The 19,329-nt window shown below is 41.8% G+C and carries 18 protein-coding genes and 1 tRNA gene; 6 read left to right on the forward strand and 13 right to left on the reverse strand.

The features are described from left to right. Nucleotides 1–7: 7 nt before the first annotated feature. Nucleotides 8–346: a P-II family nitrogen regulator gene (locus ACZ1GZ_RS01430; protein WP_472666645.1), complete on the reverse strand. Its 339-nt coding sequence runs from the start codon at nt 344–346 to the stop codon at nt 8–10. A 238-nt stretch (nt 347–584) separates the two neighbouring features. Further along, on the reverse strand, nt 585–1,469 hold the full coding sequence (locus tag ACZ1GZ_RS01435; RefSeq protein WP_472666646.1) for an acyl-CoA thioesterase: 885 nt from the start codon (nt 1,467–1,469) through the stop codon (nt 585–587). A 131-nt stretch (nt 1,470–1,600) separates the two neighbouring features. Here ACZ1GZ_RS01435 and ACZ1GZ_RS01440 point away from each other — a divergent pair, with 131 nt between their 5' ends. Beyond that, nucleotides 1,601–2,833 carry a ubiquinone biosynthesis hydroxylase gene (locus tag ACZ1GZ_RS01440; RefSeq protein WP_472666647.1) on the forward strand — a complete coding sequence of 411 codons (1,233 nt, stop codon included), beginning with the start codon at nt 1,601–1,603 and terminating at the stop codon, nt 2,831–2,833. 10 nt (nt 2,834–2,843) lie between these two features. Here ACZ1GZ_RS01440 and ACZ1GZ_RS01445 read toward each other — a convergent pair whose 3' ends face one another. The 7 genes from ACZ1GZ_RS01445 to ACZ1GZ_RS01475 form a co-directional block, all read right to left on the reverse strand. Continuing rightward, nucleotides 2,844–3,035: a Trm112 family protein gene (locus ACZ1GZ_RS01445; protein WP_472666648.1), complete on the reverse strand. Its 192-nt coding sequence runs from the start codon at nt 3,033–3,035 to the stop codon at nt 2,844–2,846. Nucleotides 3,036–3,044: 9 nt separating this feature from the next. Continuing rightward, complete coding sequence (locus tag ACZ1GZ_RS01450; protein WP_472666649.1) at nt 3,045–3,695, reverse strand: LON peptidase substrate-binding domain-containing protein; 651 nt, start codon at nt 3,693–3,695, stop codon at nt 3,045–3,047. Nucleotides 3,696–3,790: 95 nt separating this feature from the next. Further along, nucleotides 3,791–4,804, reverse strand: coding sequence for a thioredoxin (gene trxA / locus ACZ1GZ_RS01455; protein WP_472666650.1), 1,014 nt, complete (start codon nt 4,802–4,804; stop codon nt 3,791–3,793). Between the two features lie 76 nt (nt 4,805–4,880). Further along, nucleotides 4,881–5,384, reverse strand: a complete 504-nt coding sequence (locus tag ACZ1GZ_RS01460; protein ID WP_472666651.1) for a prolyl-tRNA synthetase associated domain-containing protein — start codon at nt 5,382–5,384, stop codon at nt 4,881–4,883. Nucleotides 5,385–5,405: 21 nt separating this feature from the next. Further along, entirely contained in the window at nt 5,406–6,323 is a 918-nt protein-coding gene (locus tag ACZ1GZ_RS01465; protein WP_472666652.1) for a sugar kinase, read from the reverse strand. A gap of 35 nt (nt 6,324–6,358) precedes the next feature. After that, nucleotides 6,359–7,846, reverse strand: a complete 1,488-nt coding sequence (locus ACZ1GZ_RS01470) for a mannitol dehydrogenase family protein (RefSeq protein ID WP_472666653.1) — start codon at nt 7,844–7,846, stop codon at nt 6,359–6,361. Further along, a complete protein-coding gene (locus tag ACZ1GZ_RS01475; protein WP_472666654.1) occupies nt 7,843–8,559 on the reverse strand; it encodes a GntR family transcriptional regulator in 717 nt (238 codons plus the stop codon). The genes ACZ1GZ_RS01470 and ACZ1GZ_RS01475 overlap by 4 nt, the downstream gene beginning before the upstream one ends. Nucleotides 8,560–8,858: 299 nt before the next feature. Between ACZ1GZ_RS01475 and ACZ1GZ_RS01480 the strand changes: the two genes are divergently transcribed. The 5 genes from ACZ1GZ_RS01480 to ACZ1GZ_RS01500 all read left to right on the forward strand — a co-directional run bounded on the left by ACZ1GZ_RS01480 (nt 8,859) and on the right by ACZ1GZ_RS01500 (nt 13,810). Next, nucleotides 8,859–8,933, forward strand: a tRNA-Gly gene (locus tag ACZ1GZ_RS01480). Nucleotides 8,934–9,784: 851 nt separating this feature from the next. Then, entirely contained in the window at nt 9,785–10,321 is a 537-nt protein-coding gene (locus ACZ1GZ_RS01485; RefSeq protein ID WP_472666655.1) for a hypothetical protein, read from the forward strand. A gap of 115 nt (nt 10,322–10,436) precedes the next feature. Then, nucleotides 10,437–11,471: a hypothetical protein gene (locus tag ACZ1GZ_RS01490; protein WP_472666656.1), complete on the forward strand. Its 1,035-nt coding sequence runs from the start codon at nt 10,437–10,439 to the stop codon at nt 11,469–11,471. A gap of 284 nt (nt 11,472–11,755) precedes the next feature. Next, on the forward strand, nt 11,756–13,033 hold the full coding sequence (locus ACZ1GZ_RS01495; protein WP_472666657.1) for a tyrosine-type recombinase/integrase: 1,278 nt from the start codon (nt 11,756–11,758) through the stop codon (nt 13,031–13,033). A gap of 117 nt (nt 13,034–13,150) precedes the next feature. Then, nucleotides 13,151–13,810 carry a DUF4241 domain-containing protein gene (locus tag ACZ1GZ_RS01500; RefSeq protein WP_472666658.1) on the forward strand — a complete coding sequence of 220 codons (660 nt, stop codon included), beginning with the start codon at nt 13,151–13,153 and terminating at the stop codon, nt 13,808–13,810. Nucleotides 13,811–13,837: 27 nt separating this feature from the next. Here ACZ1GZ_RS01500 and ACZ1GZ_RS01505 read toward each other — a convergent pair whose 3' ends face one another. The 4 genes from ACZ1GZ_RS01505 to ACZ1GZ_RS01520 all read right to left on the reverse strand — a co-directional run bounded on the left by ACZ1GZ_RS01505 (nt 13,838) and on the right by ACZ1GZ_RS01520 (nt 19,182). After that, complete coding sequence (locus ACZ1GZ_RS01505) at nt 13,838–14,662, reverse strand: HNH endonuclease family protein (protein WP_472666659.1); 825 nt, start codon at nt 14,660–14,662, stop codon at nt 13,838–13,840. Next, nucleotides 14,662–16,179, reverse strand: a complete 1,518-nt coding sequence (locus ACZ1GZ_RS01510; protein WP_472666660.1) for an AAA family ATPase — start codon at nt 16,177–16,179, stop codon at nt 14,662–14,664. The genes ACZ1GZ_RS01505 and ACZ1GZ_RS01510 overlap by 1 nt, the downstream gene beginning before the upstream one ends. Nucleotides 16,180–16,263: 84 nt before the next feature. After that, nucleotides 16,264–17,778 carry a restriction endonuclease subunit S gene (locus tag ACZ1GZ_RS01515; RefSeq protein ID WP_472666661.1) on the reverse strand — a complete coding sequence of 505 codons (1,515 nt, stop codon included), beginning with the start codon at nt 17,776–17,778 and terminating at the stop codon, nt 16,264–16,266. Then, on the reverse strand, nt 17,779–19,182 hold the full coding sequence (locus ACZ1GZ_RS01520) for a class I SAM-dependent DNA methyltransferase (RefSeq protein ID WP_472666662.1): 1,404 nt from the start codon (nt 19,180–19,182) through the stop codon (nt 17,779–17,781). Nucleotides 19,183–19,329 lie beyond the last annotated feature (147 nt).

The following is a 19,329-nucleotide window of genomic DNA, read 5'->3' on the forward strand; positions in this document are numbered from 1 at the left end:
GTGGGCCTTAAAGGGCTTCTGCGTCTGTTTCACCAGTACGGATGCGTACTGCGTGATCAATTGAATATGTGAAGATTTTACCATCACCAATCTGGCCAGTTTTGGCAGCAGATGAGATAGCTTCAATTGCGCCGTCAACAGCATCTGCTGCTACCGCAATTTCAATTTTTAATTTTGGCAAGAAACTCACAGCATATTCAGTGCCGCGATAGATTTCTGTGTGCCCTTTTTGACGTCCGTAACCTTTTACTTCCGTCACTGTTAACCCCTGAATGCCGATTGATGTAAGAGCTTCACGCACCTCATCCAATTTAAACGGCTTGATAATGGCCATAACGATTTTCATCTCGTTTCCCGTCCTTTGATTACTTGCGGGTATTAATCCGCATCTAACGACCTGCGCAGCAACATCACCGCGCAGCTGACGTAATAGAATCAAATGCCGTGCCAACTTCACAATTTGTTAACTAATCATTTGGTTTTTAAAGGAAATTTTTGTAACAACAGGAAAAATACGGTATTCGCCTATTTTTTAGGCATCCAATGTATGATGAAAAAATAGGCAGAAATATAAAAATGACTATTTATCGAGCAGATGCACGTTTACGAATCAAACCTTCCTGCGTAACGGATATCAAAAGTTCACCTTCTTTTGAGAAAATCTGCCCGCGAGCAAGCCCGCGAGAACCAAATGCTGTTGGGCTATCCATGTGATAAAGCACCCAATCATCAAGCTTAAAAGGTCGATGAAACCATAATGCATGGTCAAGACTTGCCCCTTGTATGCTGCCATCAAATATATTGGTTGAATGGGGAAACAACGCTGTATCAATTAACAAAGCATCAGAAATGTAAGCCAGCATAGCCACATCATATTCTGCATGATCTTCAACTTTGATATCGCTCACTAACTTTAACCAAACGGACTGATGCGGCTCGAGCGCGCCTTCATTAAGATAACGCTCAACGGAAACTGGCCTAAACTCAAAAGGACGCTCTTTGTCTATGTAAGCCTTTAATGGACGGATGACCTGATCAGCAGACTGGTTAAGCCTATCATGTAAATCCAGCGCCTCCGGCCGGCTTACATTTGGCATGTCAGATTGATGCGACAGCCCTCTTTCATCACGATGGAAAGAGCATTGAAGTGTAAATACCTGCCGATCACCCTGATAACCATCTACAATTCGCATAGAAAAGCTGGCGCCATCGCGAACCTTCGTCACCTTATACAAAACCTGTACTTCCGGATCACCCGGGCGCAGGAAGTAACAATGCAAAGAATGAATGCGCTTCTCTTTTTGAACTGTTCTTTGTGCCGCAACGATTGCCTGCGCGATAAATTGGCCACCGAAAATACGCTGCCAGCCAAAATCTGGCGTGTGTGCTACAAACTCAGTCTCAGAGTGATTTTCCAAATTCAGACAATTTAAAAACTTCCTCATTGTTGAAGATCGGTCACGCGACATTTTGAACCCACAAATTAATTTCGAACTCTGACAGACTTACGATATAGTGTTGCCAGATTGCAAACGGAACTGCATATGTTTTCGCAAAATAAGTCAGGCCTTTGCGCGATCAGATTTTGGAAAGTGACACCATGTCGGATAAACTTAAAAACGTTGATATATTAGTTGCTGGCGCAGGATATGTCGGACTGGCAACAGCCGTGGCGATCAAGGCAGCCTCTCCACATTTAAACATAATGATTGTGGATGCAGCTCCTAAAGACGTATGGAAAAATGATACGCGCGCCTCGGCAATCGCTGTTGCAGCAGAAAACATGCTGGCCGCGCTTGGCCTTTGGCAAGACATCTTACCTGATGCGCAACCGATTAATAAAATGATCGTCACCGATTCCGAAGTTAACGACCCCATTAGGCCAATTTTTTTAAACTTTGACGGTACAGTTGAGGGAGATCGACCTTTTGCACATATGACCCCTAACCTTTCCATGGTTACCGCGCTTCGTCAAAAAGCCGATGAATTAAACGTGCCAATCTTGCAAAGCAGCCCCGTTACCGATTTTAATAAAACAGATAGCCAGGCAATTATCACGCTGGCAAATGGTGATATCATCAATGCAAAACTGCTTATTGCAGCTGATGGTGTTAATTCACGCATTCGCAAAATGGCAGGTATTAAAACCATGCGCTGGCAATATGGTCAGTCCGGTATCGTCACAACTGTCGCCCATGAACGGGAACACCACGGCATGGCAGAAGAACACTTCTTGCCAAGCGGACCATTTGCCATACTTCCATTAACCGGTAATCGATCATCACTGGTTTGGACGGAAAAAACCGAAGAAGCGAACAAGCTTGTCGAAAGCGATGATCTTGTCTTTGAGATGGAGCTAGAACGGCGCTTTGGCCACAAACTAGGTGAAATCCAATTGGAAGGTTCGCGCAAAGCATTTCCGCTCGGCTTAACACTCGCACGCGATTACGTACAAAATCGTTTAGCACTCGTTGGAGATGCAGCACATGGCATTCACCCGATTGCAGGGCAAGGCCTAAATTTAGGCTTCAAAGGCGCAGCAGCGCTGGCCGAAACTATTGTAGACGCGGACCGTTTAGGATTGGATTTCGGCTCCAAAAGTATACTTGAACGCTACCAAATGTGGCGGCGTTTTGATACGGTACAAATGGGTGTCACGACCGATGTGCTCAACCGATTGTTCTCAAACGACATTGCACCTATCCGACATTTAAGGGATTTAGGATTGGGTTTAGTCGATCGCATGCCAAAGCTGAAAAACTATTTCATTGAACAAGCGGCAGGCCTACAACAACAATCAGGACCAAAATTGCTAAAAGGCATAATGATATAAAACGCCAAGCTTATAATTGCCGCGCTTCAGAAACCAGCATGATTGGAATATTATCGCGCACTGGATAAGCAAGCTTTGCCTTTTCTGAAATCAGCTCAGATGTATCCTTATCATATGACAATGATCCTTTTGTGAGCGGGCAAACCAGCAGCTGTAGCAATTGCGGGTCGATATCAGGTTGTTTTTGCTTTTTCTCACTCATAAACGAACCCTACTGAACTGTTTGCCGGGTATCAGAAGCATCGCTTGAAAAACCCATTTCTAAGAGCGCGATTAAAGTTTGAACTCTCACTTCAAAATCAGCTTCTAAAAGGGCCTGCTTCTCTGCCAAGTCGAAAGGAAGCAAACCCGATAGCAAATTCACAAGATCCGAGACTTGCAACTGTTCGATATCTTCATAATCAACTTCAATATTATTCTCTTCAACATAGTTACGCATATGTTGGAGCAATTCCGCTTTAGCCTCAGGCATTTCGAAGTCTTTCGCTTCAATATCGGTCATAAACGGTGTGATATTTGCAACGCGGTAAGGTGTCTTAACGCTCAGTTCTTCTTTGATACGGAAACGGCACACACCACCCAATGAGATAAGATATCGTCCATCTCCAGACTCTGCGATGGATATGATACGGCCAAGTGTTCCAACACTACAGAGATCTTCTACGGGTGTATTGGCCTTGTTGAGAAAATTTGGCTGCACCATGGCAACGATACGGTCACTTGCAAGTGCATCATCAAACAATTCAAGATATCGCGGCTCAAATATATTTAAAGGCATAATGCTGCCAGGTAATAGTAGGGCACCTGATAATGGGAACAACCTCACCTGTTTGGGAAGGTCTGTATCCTTTATATAGTGCATATTTCCAACTTGCATATTTTACGCCTTTCGCACCAACAACTCTACAACATGATAGGCTGTTACGAAGGTAACACAATATGCGTCACCTGATTATTTTACGAAAATAAAATCGACGATAACTTGCGGCGCCCGGAAGCACTTGCAGGGTCAGTTGGACCCCATGCTTCAAAGAAATCCAAAAGCATCTTGCGCGCGCCATCGTCTTGCCACTCACGATCTTTACGCATAATAGAAATCAATGCATCGACCGCCTCATCACGCTGTCCTTGAGCGGCAAAAATCTTTGCTAAATCGGCACGAGCTTCGTGATCATTTTCATCATTATCTATACGCGCTTGCAACGCATTTGGATCGCCGAGCTTAGCGACCTCTTGCGCCATTTCCACACGCTTTATCGCACCTGAAATCTCCGGTGCAGATTTATCATCCTCTGGCAACTTCGCCAAAAGTGCAGCCGCTTGATCAACTCTGCCTGTCTTCAGCATGCAATCGACAATACCTGCAACAGCACGTTTGTTGCCACGATCGTGTTGCATAACCATCGAATAGGCCTGCGCAGCTTGTTCAAAATCACCTTCTGCAAGCGCCGCATCACCAGCATCTAACACTTGATCAAGTTGTTCCTGCATATCATTTTGCGGATTTGCAGCAGCAAGCTTTGCAATAAATTCTTTTATCTGGGCCTCTGGCTGCACACCCATAAATCCATCAACCGGTTGACCGTTAGAAAATGCAACAACTGCAGGGATGGATTTCACGCCCATCTGATTGGCGATATCTGGGTATTTCTCAATATCCATTTTCACCAGCTTAACCGCACCACCGGCTTCTTGAACTGCTTTTTCAATTATAGGTGTGAGTTGACGACAGGGCCCGCACCATGGTGCCCAAAAATCAACAATAACAGGTTGATGTTCTGACTGATCAATCACATCAATTTTAAACTCATTAAGCGTTGTGTCTTTAATAAGTTCACCAGGGGTTGGAGCCGCAGGGGCAGCAGCTGGAGGCACCGGTGCTCCGCTTGTCATAGTGCTTGTGCCATATGATGCAGATCCCTGATATTGTGCGCCAGAATTATAAGCGTAAGGATTATCATCATCAGTCATATTTATTCCCATCCCATTACGGAAAATTGCGTTACGTCGCTTGTCTTTATTTTTAAAGCGGACTTATTTTATAGATTTATTGCGAAACTTTAATAATTAAAGGGTCATGACCAAAATGTTTTGCAAATTTGATCAAATCATCGCGCGCTATAGACGTTGTCGCATCATTTAAAAGCGGATGACAATTGATAATGTCATTTTCCAACAGTGGCGCATCAAGAACCATGGTCACATTTGATTGCGTATCATTGATCACCGACAAGGCTGTAACGGAGCCAGGCGCAACACCCAAATATTCCATCAATTTATCGGGCTTACCAAAAGACACCCGCCCTTTTGCACCAATCAAAGTGTGAATGACCTTTAAATCAACAACAGCATTTTCTTCCAGAGTAACCAGGAAGTAATTGCTCTTTTTGTCCTTTAAAAACAGGTTTTTCGTGTGACCACCTGGGATATCGTCGCGCAACGATGTAGACTCTTCAACGGTAAAGACCGGCTCATGATCAAAATTCTTATATTCAATTTCTAATGCGTCCAGCGCATCAAACAAATCCTGCTTTGATTTAACGTCGGTCAATATTCCATCTCACTTCAATAATCACATATGTGACTTATCAATGATCGCACCTTGATGTGCAATCACTTTCATTGCCATGTTGTGTCCCGCTAGCATTGATAGTTCAATCGAGCGCCCAATTAGAAAACTTGCAAAAAATCCACCATTAAAACTGTCACCTGCTGCAGTGGTATCAACCACCTTTTGCACAGGAGGATAGTCTAATTCATAATTTTGCAACTCACCATTGATCAATGCTATGGGTCCACGTTCACCGCGCTTAATAACAACATCAGCGATATTATACGACTGAAATCTTTCAATCAGTGCCTTCTCGTCTTTATCTTGGAATAATTCCATTTCGTCATCTATGGATGGGACTGCAATATCAGTTAAACGCCAGGCTTTTTCGACAATCTCCAAAGCATGTTCCCGGCTTGGCCACAACCGCGGACGATAGTTGGAATCAAAGGCAACTTTTCCGCCATTTTCACGATAGCCAACAAGCCAATCAAACAAAGCTGTCACCACGTCTTGTGGCAGGATAGCAAGCGTAATTGCGCTGAAATAAACGACATCCATCTGCGCAAGGCTGTTAAAATCTATCTCGCCATCGGCATTTTTAAAAAGTGTACGAGCAGCGGAATTCTCACGCCAATATGTAAAGGTGCGATCACCCAATTCATTTTTTGAAATCGAGTAAATCCCAGGCAATAAGTCTTCATGTTTAAAAATGGTTGAACAATCTACATCTTCATTGTCGATATAACTAAGCATCCAGTCTGAAAACTGGTCTTGCCCCAAAACGCTGGTGAAATAAACATTATGATCATCCCCCATATTACGGCGCAAATATATCGCGGTATTCAGCGTGTCACCTGCATAACCCACCGCCGCATTTCGCCCTGATGGATCAACAGATAATTCAATCATTGCTTCGCCTACACATGCAATTTTCATAATAAATCTTTCAGATATTTCTTAAATAGTTGGTTTTATTTACTACCTGCATTGGCAGCAATTTTATCGAGTTCGCCGGTTAGTAACTGGCTTAAATTTGATATAACAAGCGTCTGCCAATTCTGACTTTGCAACAGCTCAACAGGCATGAAATCAGGGAAAGCTTTCAACCGAGAATAAATATCGACTGCTTCTAACTTTACACCTGATAGCGCAGACTTAATCTCTGCCTCTCGCGGATCACGCAGCGGATAGGTTTTCATCTCAAAATTATCGCATCCATTTACACCAAGATAACAATAATTCATCCAGGCGGCTGTCGCCAAAGCAAAGCTGTCAAGCTCAGCATTGTTTTGCAACGCATCAACGGCGGGCGCAAAAATCCGTTGTGGAAGCTTTTGCGTTCCATCCATCGCAATTTGATAGGTTTCGTGCGCTATATTTGGATTTTCAAAACGTTCGGTCAATTGAGCCGCATATTCGCCAAAATCCACACCCTCAAGCGGAGATAAAGTTTGCGACGCTGCATCAAAATGCCGACCCACCAATTTGCTGATAGATAGATTTGCCATCGCATCGCGCACATACTTGCAATTATGGGTGTATCCAAGATAAGCGATGAGAGAATGTGCACCATTTAGCATGCGAAGTTTCATATGCTCAAAAGGCGCAACATCATCGACAATCAACGCGCCAACTTTGTCCCACATCGGACGCGGTCCGCAAAAATTATTTTCAATCACCCATTGGGTAAATGGCTCCGTCTCAATAGCAAGCCTATCCTCAACACCCAAAATATCCCTTGCATTATCTAACACATCTTGTGTCGCAGCAGGAGTTATACGATCAACCATGGTATTAGGGAAACATCCATGTTGGGCTATCCATTGATAAAGCTCATCATCAATTTGCTGCGCAAAATCCAAAATGCCAGATCGCACCAGATCACCATTATTCGGTAGATTATCACAGCACAAGACAGTAAATGGCGCCAAACCTGCCGCCTTGCGCAACATCAAACCTCTTGCAATCATTCCAATAACACCGATTGGATTGTCAAAATTTTCAAGATCATGAGCAATATCTGTATGCGTATGATCCACTGCACCAGACATACGATCAATCCCATATGCTTTTTCTGTGACCGTCAAACTTAATATATGTGTGTTTGGTGATGCGAGCATTTCAAACACATAGTCAGTCGAACGCGCCGCAGCTTCTGCGCGCGCAATGGAGCCAATAATATCTAATTGGTTCTCACCATTTTTAGATTTTATTAGGAGCGAATATCGTCCATCCTGCTCGTTTAAATCATCAACAGTTTTGGTACTTTTTAAGCTCACCGCCAAGATGCGCCAATCGCCACCAAACTTGGATAAGACTTGATCGGTATAATAGGCCTGATGCGCGCGATGAAATGCGCCAGGCCCGAAATGAACAATACCCGTTCCCAGTTCATCAGCTGCATAATTCAATGCCGCCCCACCTTCGGGCGCAGTAAAATGTTGGTTTAAAAGCTTCATGATGATGTATTCTCGGAAGTATATTTATCCATATCGATAAAGATCGTTTCAATATGTTTGCTAATGAGCATAGACGCTGTTTCCACATCACGTTCCTTTAACGCATCAATAAGCTTTAAATGCTCATCAAAAGCTTGATCCATCCGATCGGGTAAATTGCTGGTGATACGAATGCGTGCTCGATCAATATGCGCCTTCACCGATTGCGCCAATCGCCAGGCAGATGGGATACCGGCTAATTCTGCCAACATGAGATGAAACGCTTCGTCCTGCTTGAAAAACTCGATATGATCAGATTGCGAAATTGCCACTTGCTGCAACGCAATATTGGCTGAAAATTTATCCAGATCAGCACCGTTTTCACAAATAAGTCGAACCACTTCGCGTTCAAGCGCACGCCGTATAATGATGCCTTCTAAAATCCGATCATTATCTATTGTTGAAACAACAGAGCCAACTTTGGGCTGCGTAATAACCAAACCATCACGCATCAACCGCTGATAGGCTTCACGTATGGGCGTGCGGCTGACACCCAACCATTTTCCAATATCTTGTTCATTAATCTGGACACCGGGTTTTAAGCGGTCCAAAATGATAAAAAGCCGCATCAACTGATAAACCTGATCACCAATCGCGCGCGAACGATCGATTTGAGCGTTTTCAAACAAACTTGAAAGATCAGTCTTTTCATCAGACTTTTTAGGTCGCGGCATAAGTTAACTCATCATAACTGGATAATTTTATCAAAACATCAATGATGTATTCATATATACTAGTTTTTAAATGAGATGCAAACCCACATCCTTAATGCGCAGGCTCAATCAACTAAAAAAGGCGCTTTAAAAGTAAGGCTCATAAGGGATCACCGCGCATTAAAAATGGTCAAAATTAGAAAACTGCATTTTCCGCGAAATTCTTGACATTTTGTTGTTGCAATTCATTTCATCTTGCGTCATATAGCGCAGGTCTTCACTGACAGTCATATTCATAACACCTCAGAATATGATGATGAGCGGGCGTAGCTCAGGGGTAGAGCATAACCTTGCCAAGGTTAGGGTCGGGCGTTCGAATCGCCTCGCCCGCTCCAATTTTCCAAATAAAATCAAAGACTTATATTCACAGCCATCACCGGCATCACCCATGCTATTTGCTAGCACATCACTAGCACAGCATGGATTTAGCAAAATTGAGATCAATGATTTCAATGCTTTAACAAACAGCGTTTCTCAAATCTAGCACACTTCTAGCACAGTCACTGACCCTTGCACTTTTTTGGAGCGGGGTGTTTGGGTTGATATCTTACAAAAATTTAGCATGCGCTCGTTTGCGTCAGTTAGGAGAGCTTGATTAAAAGAACCTTTGGTTGATTCCATGCATGAAAATTTTGTGATGGACCAACCATACTGGCACAAGAATGATTATCGACATAAAAACCATCCCTAAATCCGTACCATTCAAGAAATGAGCGCCTATAGTCGGGAAAAAGCTACCAAGTAATGCAATAAGAACGAATGAAAATGTACCGCACAGCATTGTTGTAAAAAATATTGCCCATTTTGGAAAATTTGCAGGTAGCATAAGCGCCTCTCGTAAATCTCTATACAAAACTATTCTCGCACAAAATCGTAAATCTTACATACAAACAATCACTAAAATTTTTAATATTGGCGATACATTTTTGGTTAATTTACGGGCAGTTTTAAATCTCTGAATTGACAGTTGAAACTGGGTATTTATGGCCACATCCGAATTAGAATCGAGCCGTCTACTTTCTATCAAATGATAGCTATTTTGTTTTTGACCTTGCCCGGCATCAAACACGAACAAACATTTGTAATAGACGCTCCAATTAAACTAACTATTTTTGCTAATATGCAGTCGATTTAAAACATGGTTGAACTTTAATTTAGAGAAATGATATGAAAGTTCAGATAAAAAATGAACGCAATACTAGTGAAAGCCAGCCGCCATTGTTTGTTGGTTATTGGGTTAGCGCTATCTTCTCCTTTCCCAACTGGATCACCACTAGCGAGTGAATTCCAAAGCAAAGTAGTCAATTCCAATAACTGTACCAATCAAGTCGTACATACAAACTCACTTTTGGTTGTTCTTGAAGACGGCTCGACGGCTGCAAAGCCGATAAACCTGGATAAAGCAAAAGGAGACCAGATCGATGAAGCTTTAGAAACTATGTTATCCTGTAAATTGATGCCAACACAGGTAAAAATAATTATGCAATATTGGGATGCTGAATTCGAACATGAGCGAAACTCCCCGTCTGGTTTGTATCTCTATTATCAATTTCATCATGATGGGTGGGAATGGGTGGCATCTCCCGTCGCAAATGGTTGCAATTTAGGCTGGTTCACATGTTGGTTTGAAGGCTTTGTCAATTCAGTTGAACGCAGATTCATTTTTAAGTTTGATAATGAAAATAGACTGTCATCCGCTACGACAGGTATTGCATCATTTTAGTATCTTTAGTGAGCAGCTAAGCAGTAACCATCACCGTGTCTCCGAAGATGATCAAGATGATAATGCACTACACCATTTTAGAACACTTAACACTGGATAGAATGAAATAATTAGCATGCAACATCTTTTATCTTCAGAAGAGCTTCGAACAAAAGGGATGAAGTTCGTCAAACTAAGTTTAGCATCAGTAGTATTGCTAATTGCGGTATTTTCACAAGTTTTCGCATTAGAACTGAAAAATCCGGATCCGTCTAGGTTCATGATTGAAGCGAAAGCTGTTGGACCTCAAATCTTAGCTGAACGAAAGAAAAAAGCTAAAAGTTGTTCATTCCCCGAATTTACTGAAGATGAAGAGATAGTTGTAGTATCAGCGTATGAGGGAAAATCCATATCCACAGTTACAGTTACTGACGCGGATAATGTAACATTTGCCGCAAATGTTAATATTGAAAGTGGTACAAAGCCCATTGTTGTTGTCGGATCGTTTTATCATTCCATTATTCTACGATTTTCTGGAGCCATCGAACGAATAAAGAAGTTAGTGATCTCAGATGACATCGGTGTTGAAGGTCTTGCTGACACACAGCTCTATTTCGTTGGAGGTCGCGAATGCCTACCTGGCTACCTAAAAACAAAATCAACTAAACAAATGGCGAGAGGCCTCAAAACACTTTCCAAATCAACTGGAATGAAACTCGATGAAATTGTTGGTCACTATGATATTAATACCATCAGCTTGCCATCTGGAAAATTGAGTGAACCACTAATAAAAGAACTTATTCCCAATAAAGATTCAAGACTTAGGCGGATACAGCAGGACTTTCATAACTTCAACCCAGCTGGACTAGCTAAGATCGACGTTTCAAAGGTGAAGTCAAAACATGGAGCCAATGAATACGATGTACTACCTCAGGAGGCTGGCTTGCTCCAATTATTTAGTGAAGGCGCCTTAGAGTTCACTCCTGAAGGCTACTTAATTAATAAACCAATTAAGAGATTTCCTGCGGGCTTGGCTGGCGCCCATTCCGTAAGGTTTATATTAAAAGACGGATTGGATATCCCAGCAGGTGACCCTTTGCATTCTCCAGTCATACATCAGAAAACGAAGAAGTGCTTAGTGGGAATGATGTGTAATTTAATTGCCAAATAAACACTTTCCCGAGGTTACCAATCAGAAATCAGCTCGCGTCTCCAAGCCAGTTTTCGCTCATTTCAAACTAGCTCAAATCATCGGTTGATTTTGAATTTGGCAGGCTACAGCTTGGTCAAATAGCTAGCACAGAGTTAGCACAGTCGGATTTTAAGCTGTCAGTTTGAGTTTGCTCAGCTTGTTCATTTTTGCTTGAGCTCAGCCAGTAAAAACTATTTGTATTTGTTGTGATTCTCACATGCTAGCCAATTTGAATATGGCTCAATCTGATGTGGGAGATGCAATTGAATTTCAATGTGAATAATTTGGAGGAAGAAGAACTTCCCTATGTGATTACTAAACGCAAGGGATCACGTAATTATATGATGCGGTTTTCTTTGAAGGGACACGGCCAGCAGCGAATAGCACTGGGGACCGATGATCTGGCTGAAGCCCATTATAAAGCTAAAGAGATTTATGCCGATGCAAAGTTCCAAGCCAAACATAAGATATTGGAAGGCAAAACAAGCTTTGATCGCGTTTGTAAGGGTTACATTGATAGTCTGTTTGTTGATGCAAAGATTGATCCCAAAGCCTTAGCCAAAGCTAAATATGCAAAACGTATCGGTGAACGGTTTCTCATTGGCTTCTTTGAGAAGCAGACAATCAACACAATTAGCGAACCACGTATTTATGAATATCTGGATTGGAGAAAGAGCTATTGGATCAATGGGCCAGGCAGAGATATCCACTTCATTGAATATGAGCGTGGATCAAAAACAATCATATGTCCCGTTGAACATGTCGCACCATCACTGAATACCCTAAAACGTGAAGCCAATGTCTTACGTGGTGTATTTAAATATGCTGCTCGTAAGGGCATCATCAAAACATCGGATATCCCAAGCATTGATATCGGTAAGACATCAAAGGGTCGTCGTCCTTATTTTACCAAAGAGCAGTTCAACAAGCTGCATGATATGGCAATGCAGCGCATGTTAGATGAACAACATAACCCTCAGCTCTTTTATCAACGTGCATTGCTTTATGAGTTCATCAATATCGCAGTTGAAACAGGAATGCGGACCAAAGAGATCTTCAATCTCAATTGGGATCATCTGGAAGGTTTTGAGGAAAGTCTCAACAAACCAATCAGTGAAACTAAACTTGTCATAGTGGCTTATGGCAAGAAGAAGCTGCCGCAGCGATTGGTTCCAAAGAAAACAGTCCTGTCCTGCTTTCATAATATCTGGCAGCTACACATCAGAACATTCAATAAGGAACCAGATATGCGTGAGCCCGTATTCATCTCGTATCAAGGTAAACGATTAAGAGACATGAAGAAGGCCCTCAACGCCCTGCTAGAAGCTGCCAATCTCAAACATAATCAGTTTGGTGAAGCATATTCCGCTTATTGCTTCCGTCATTCCTACGCCACTTGGCAATTACAAAGATCACCGCCAATCGACATACATATTCTAGCCACTAACATGCGCACGTCCATCTCGATGATTGAATATCACTATTCCCATGTCATCTCAGAAGATCATGCGGAACGGCTCAGCAATGATGATGAGGAATAACTGATCAACAGTAACAGGCTTTTCAATACATCCCATGCTGCTAATTCGCCAAAATTGTAGTCACGCAGCGGCTAAATACTGACAGACAAAACAAGACATCAGAGGAAGACTAAACCAGTGACTGATAACTCAGCTTATGAAGAACTAACCCCAATCAAAATCCTATCAGACATCGACTACAATCGTTTCAAAGATGAGGTCACAATTGCTGGGGAAACCGTCCAAGAACATCACATTGGCAACTTGGATTTTCCCAGTGGTTTAGTTGTTGGCTGTGACCCCGCTTGCATATCAGACGCTCGAGCCTACATTACCGTAGCTGTGACACCTGACTCTTATCCGCTCACACTCTTCACAACGGGTGAATACCAAACCAACGTTCTTGCAAAACTCACCTTCTCAAACAAACCAGCAGACAAATGGATTCATGCCTATACGTCAGTAGATATGGAAGCCATCTTGATGGGAAATACTATAGGCTTTTCAGTCGACACCGGGCAAGCCTGCCTAATCGATGAAGAAACAAGAGATGCTTTCATCGACTTCGTTACTGACTTCATTAAGAACAATCCGGATTATGATTTGTGGAAGACTCTGATCGACAATAGCTTTCATGAAAGTGGAACTGAAGTCGACTGCGTCAAAGTTGTCATTCCAAGTACCAAGCATAGCTTCTTTATATTCACCTCAGGCCGTGGCGATGGAACCTATCCAGCATACTGGGGTTTCACAGACGAGGATGAAGTCGTTTCACTCGTCGTGGATTTTGTATGTTAAGAGAACGTGACATAAAATTGGCAAATATTATTTAAGAGCACCAGCACCTTGGTTTAAAATATTCTCAACCTCGTCTATGTGTTTATGCTGACTCAAATAAACAAAAGCTGCTCTCGAAAGCATCTCTGTCTCGCTAATCATTCGCCTTAAGGATGATTTAGCTGATCGCACTACGTTTCGATCAGTTGATTCCAAATTCTTCACATACCTCTGTACTTCAAGACGAATCGCATTGCGCTTTCTGCATATTTTGGACTCATGCAGATGAAATATCTTCGTTGAATTGTTAACCTTGTGAACTTGTTCTTCATTAGCTCCGGTGATTGGCTCCGGATGACCATCATTATCGAACCAAAGCAGCCTATCATCATCTGGATCGCAAGGATCTAAAATTGCGGGAAGTTCTTGGTTATGATCGTCAACGCAGCAAGTTGCCCGGTTTTCTTCATTAAAAATGGGAAAATGACACCCTTTACCGCCCTGAGTTCCTTCAAAATTACGTTTGCTATTGCAGGCTGTACATGCACACCGGTAATTTTCCCAATCAAACGCTAACCACCAATAACCCTCATGGTCTACTCTTTCTTCTACTTTACCCTTTGGACGAAAATGATCGATAGGCATGTCTGAGCGGATTTCCTCAGCCTCGCAATACCAACATTTCCTTTTAAAACTTGCTGGTAGGTTTTCATAAAATGTCCGCCAAACATTCGATGCATTGTTACTTCTGAGGTAAGCTTTCTTATCTTCGAGAGTGTTTTTTCCATTCAACCTTTCAATCGCATTTTCAGCAGATTGCCTCCAAACTTCAGTTAAGCTTTCCTCTACAATTTCTTTGCAAATCCATCGCATCAGCCAGATTCTCTTATTCTGGGATGATATTTCTCAGTTAAATAATCCATATAGTCTGGGTCATCTGTGGATAAGTTAAAGCCAAGCGGTTCAAGACGTTCATTTAATTTTCGAAGTCTCTGTTTCTCCTCCGACGTTAGTGGGGTAGGTTTGCTCGCCAAAAGATTTCTTGCCTCAATATCCTTGGTTGTAGGTTGATCTATTGTAGTTTTTAGACCAAACATTTCACTACGTAATAAGAAGTTAATTCCCATACCTCTGGGACTTTCAGAAGGTTGCGATGCGGCGATCCCGTTCTCTGAACGCTTCATGACTTGCACTTGTTCTTTTTCTAGTTCGGCAATCGCTAAAGGGTGATGCGAAACCATCAACAAATGACTGGCATTTCTATGCGGTACAAACTGGCGCAAAAACTCTAGATACTTAACAGTCCATGCGGGATTTAAGTGTGTATCGGGCTCATCCAATAAGAATAGAGTATCTCTGCCACCAGTAAATTTCAAAAGACCTAGTACCGTTAGTAACTGCTGCTCTCCTTCGCTCAGCTCACGAAACGACAAAGGCTGATCGCTAGATGATACCTGAACTCTCACACTAACTTCTGAAATTATCTCAGATAACAAAGTGCTCTCCAGCATTTTGAAAAACACGTCAGGAGTTAGCCCTCTCGCGAACTCACGCAAAACATCAACATTAGGAAGAAACAGATGAAAAAATTCATTCTTAACGTCGCTACCAGTTAATCCAACGTCCTCTGTTCTGGTGACTTTTATAGGTGCTAAACAATGAGGGTATAAGAGCTCTAAAAATTCTCTGACTACACCTTCAGCTCCCCAAAATAGTTCATCTTTGTTTTTTGTTTGGGTCCAGCTTGGTTTTCTCATAACAAAGTGGACTGAATCCAGACTTTCTATTCCCAAATGTGTCCTGAGAAAGACTTTCTCTTGATCATCTTGTACTGAAAGAAAAAAAGCCAACAATACAAACTGGCTATGAAAAGGTTTTGCGTAAAACAGCGGGCGAATATCACTTTGCAAATCAACTTCACTGTTCAATAATTTTCGATAAAAATTTGCGCGATGTTTCTTGAAATATTTCTCAAGCCTATCGCTGGGTCCAGAATAATATGCAAATACATGATTGGGTAAAAATTCACTATTACCATTTTTACTTCTTTTTACCTTTGAAAAAGGTACCTTCTGATCTCTGTCATCACCCAATTTAGAGACTGTAATCGTGTACTGCTTGGAAGGGATTTTACCAGAGGGATCCGCAACAATTGTTATCCATCTTGTATCTTCTTCTTCTCCCAGCTTGTATTTCAATTCATAGGCAAAATCAGGTGATTCACCCAGGTCTAGATTGCGGAAAATGGATACTAAAGCCTCTAAAACATTAGATTTCCCCGAACCATTACCGCCAATTACCACCGTCATCAGATCGTTCTCATCAAAATCTACTTTGATGTTTTCTAAATTTTTAAAACGTGATTTGATATGTAGATAATCAACCTTCATGTAATCATCCACCTAAGCTAAAATAATCTTTTTTGTTTTCGCGCCAAATCTTGACCGCCCCACTATCAACAGCATGCCGTACATCTAAAAAAACTGTTCAATCTGTTCCGTATCAGCATCATTTGGATATCCAGCAATCGAAAAAAGTTGCTGCGCGGACAGCGGTTGCTCAGATTTACTTAATGCGTCCAACACGGGAATAATCATATTACCACTCTTAAGAATTGTTTTTGTACGAGCAACCTTTTTCTTTGCTTTAAAGCTTTTTTTAAGCTGATCGAGTTCCTCTTTTATGCGTTCAATCAGCATATCTGCTGGTTCATCATCTGGGTCCTGCCATACCAACTCACCGCGAAAAGCTTTTGAAATGATCGACCTCTTAAGCATTGTTAATTCTTGACCGCACTCCCTAACAACAGAAGAAACATGGATCAAAAACTCTTCCATATCTTCAAGCACTTGACTAATATGCAACATTTCTTCTTTTGGCGGAAACGGCATTGTGATTTTTTTAAGCGATGATTGACTAATATTCCTCATCGAGTGTTGTGCACCCGTTGCCATTTCTTCTATCTGTTTGCGCCCAGAAGGTGATTTCAAAAACCATTTCAAATAAATTTTGTATTCGTCAGGTACCTCGAGCCGGAGAATTTTATCACTCAGATAGAGATCCTTTTTGAAATCAGACACAATTAGACATGCTCCTACCAATTCAATTGTATTTGCTCGGCTAAACAACAAATCGCCCTGATGAATTTTAGCGGTCTCATTCAATCTTGAATTGTCAGTTACAGTCTTTGATTCATTTTCATCAAACCGCCCCCAGGTAACAGCACTAACTTTTATGATACCTTTTTCATTTTCTTTAGGGGGACGCTCGACACATCGGAAACTTTTTCCGGACTGGATGTTGTTAATAATGCTACCGATAGCATCAATTTCCCAATTATCATGACTATGGCCTCGCCAATTTTTGGAAAGTTTTCCGCTGAACGCCTGACTGAGCATAGTTTGCCGCAATTGAATCAACAATCTTGGAACGTTGTTCAATACCTCTTCTGCTTTATTTATCTTGGCAAATAAGCGATCTATTTTTTCTGTAATACGCCTCTGTTCATTTAAAGGAGCGATCGGAAACGAAAGTTCACTCGTTTTCTTTGCAGACAACTCAAGAAAGGTTGTACCACTTGCTTTACTTTCTGCATAGGATTTAGAGCTGATAAGGTAATGACGAAGAAAATAGGGATTAATCCCCTCAGGAAGAACAAAACTTTTGAAGCCCTGATTCGTCGAAATTTCATTTCCAGCAACTACACAGTAACCGATAGGTGCTCTGGACGTAAAAAGTAGACTATTTTTAGGAACCAGACGCGCTGAACTGTTATCATAACCCATCTTCGAGAGGTTACGCTTTCCACGTAGTATTGTATCCGTTTTATAGTTTGACAAATCCGCTGGTGTTAACCAAGGAATACCATTCTCGGAATAATTCTCTTTTAGCGTCGAATTTCTTGGGGTGCCGCCGGAAACAATAACAGAAAAAGCAGCAGCCTCTAACCACTTCCAGCTTACAGGAATGTTCCATCTTTTTTCAGCCACTTATGCTCCTTCAGAAGTATTGGAAAGCAATGTTTGTAACTGTTCGATCTCATCCACGGCTGTGTTTAATTCCCCTATAATTTGTGCTGCAATAAGCTCTGGTTCAGGTATATTAAATTCATCGTCAATAATTTCCTCAGACAACCCAATATCCAAATCATCTGACCTGTTTCTGACCTCTTCACGTGTAAACTTTCGAAAACGGGAATTCCCCACCAGATCATACCCGCTTGAACGGTCGCTTCTAATTGCTGTCAAGAAATCTGTAAAAGCAGCTTTTTCAAGACGATTCCCTTTATTAAAAGCAGGCATATTGCTTCTCAAGTCGTACACACCAATATACTTTGTGTTGTTCTGATCTGAGTGGCCACGTTTGAAAAACAAGACATTGGCCTTCACTCCTGCCGCATAAAATATACCTGTTGGCAAACGTAAAATCGTATGAAGATCACACAAATCCATAAGTTCTTGACGTATAACTTTGCCTACGCCTTCCTCAAACAACACATTGTCAGGCAAAACTACAGCAGCTCGTCCACCAGCTTTCAAGCCATTATAAATATGTTGAAGAAAGTCTAGTTGTTTGTTTGAGCTTGGGTGTTTAATACTGGACTTTTGTTTACGAACACTACCAGATTTTGATCCAAAAGGTGGATTGGCAATAATAACGTCCACCTTCTCCTGCAATTCCTGAGCATCATCCGTAAGCCCATCACCGAGTATAATTTTAGTATCCATTCCATGAAGAAATGCATTCATCAGACAGAGGCGGTATGTATTTTTCTCAATTTCACACCCTTCATAATGAGGAGGCAAATCTGCATATGAATTCTCTGTACTATTTTCCCGGATAAACTTATCTGCAGATATTAAGAAACCGCCCGTACCAGTTGCAGGGTCCTGTATCACCTCACCTAATTTTGGTTGGATTACTTCAATAATGACATCAACCAATGCTCTGGGCGTAAAATACTGACCTGCGCCTGCCCGAGAATCTTGAGAGTTTTTAGCGAGCAAGCCTTCATAAATATCACCAAAAGCGTCACTCTTTAATGAGTGCCAGTCTAGCTTATCGATGCGGTCAACAACTGCTTTCAAATTTTCGTCATGATTAAAAACAGTGGTTGGAAACCTATATATCTCCCTGACCCTATCATCAATCGCTTCTTCTCCTAAATGGGTCAGCATAATCTTATAATTACTGAGTATACCGGCCTCGGGCAGAACTATTAAATCATCCCATCGGCGGCCTTTTGGTAGATCAACCTCTGTCCCGGTCTCCTTCGCTATTTTTAGGAACAGTAGATATGTGAGTTCTGACATATATTCATTATAGCCGATGCCATCACCACGTAGGATATTACACATTCCCCAGATCTTTTGAACAATATTATCGACACTCATCTACTTGCTTTGTTTCCGGTTTATAAGTTTAAAGTAACCACTTTTATCTCCCAAGCGAAAAGATAGAATCTTTCAAAAGGCGAATATCGGGTAAGCGTTTGTACGAAACAATTCCCCAATAGATCAAGTCGTCATTCGAAGAAAATG

The organism is Lentilitoribacter sp. JB5-8 (genome assembly GCF_055693385.1).

Excerpts from the sequence above, each read along its gene's own strand:
- ACZ1GZ_RS01430 (WP_472666645.1), bottom strand. The coding sequence starts at position 346 with ATGAAAATCGTTATGGCCATTATCAAGCCGTTTAAATTGGATGAGGTG.
- ACZ1GZ_RS01435 (WP_472666646.1), bottom strand. The coding sequence starts at position 1,469 with ATGTCGCGTGACCGATCTTCAACAATGAGGAAGTTTTTAAATTGTCTG.
- ACZ1GZ_RS01440 (WP_472666647.1), top strand. The coding sequence starts at position 1,601 with ATGTCGGATAAACTTAAAAACGTTGATATATTAGTTGCTGGCGCAGGA.
- ACZ1GZ_RS01445 (WP_472666648.1), bottom strand. The coding sequence starts at position 3,035 with ATGAGTGAGAAAAAGCAAAAACAACCTGATATCGACCCGCAATTGCTA.
- ACZ1GZ_RS01450 (WP_472666649.1), bottom strand. The coding sequence starts at position 3,695 with ATGCACTATATAAAGGATACAGACCTTCCCAAACAGGTGAGGTTGTTC.
- trxA (WP_472666650.1), bottom strand. The coding sequence starts at position 4,804 with ATGACTGATGATGATAATCCTTACGCTTATAATTCTGGCGCACAATAT.
- ACZ1GZ_RS01465 (WP_472666652.1), bottom strand. The coding sequence starts at position 6,323 with ATGAAAATTGCATGTGTAGGCGAAGCAATGATTGAATTATCTGTTGAT.
- ACZ1GZ_RS01470 (WP_472666653.1), bottom strand. The coding sequence starts at position 7,846 with ATGAAGCTTTTAAACCAACATTTTACTGCGCCCGAAGGTGGGGCGGCA.
- ACZ1GZ_RS01475 (WP_472666654.1), bottom strand. The coding sequence starts at position 8,559 with ATGCCGCGACCTAAAAAGTCTGATGAAAAGACTGATCTTTCAAGTTTG.
- ACZ1GZ_RS01485 (WP_472666655.1), top strand. The coding sequence starts at position 9,785 with ATGAACGCAATACTAGTGAAAGCCAGCCGCCATTGTTTGTTGGTTATT.
- ACZ1GZ_RS01490 (WP_472666656.1), top strand. The coding sequence starts at position 10,437 with ATGCAACATCTTTTATCTTCAGAAGAGCTTCGAACAAAAGGGATGAAG.
- ACZ1GZ_RS01505 (WP_472666659.1), bottom strand. The coding sequence starts at position 14,662 with ATGCGATGGATTTGCAAAGAAATTGTAGAGGAAAGCTTAACTGAAGTT.
- ACZ1GZ_RS01510 (WP_472666660.1), bottom strand. The coding sequence starts at position 16,179 with ATGAAGGTTGATTATCTACATATCAAATCACGTTTTAAAAATTTAGAA.
- ACZ1GZ_RS01520 (WP_472666662.1), bottom strand. The coding sequence starts at position 19,182 with ATGAGTGTCGATAATATTGTTCAAAAGATCTGGGGAATGTGTAATATC.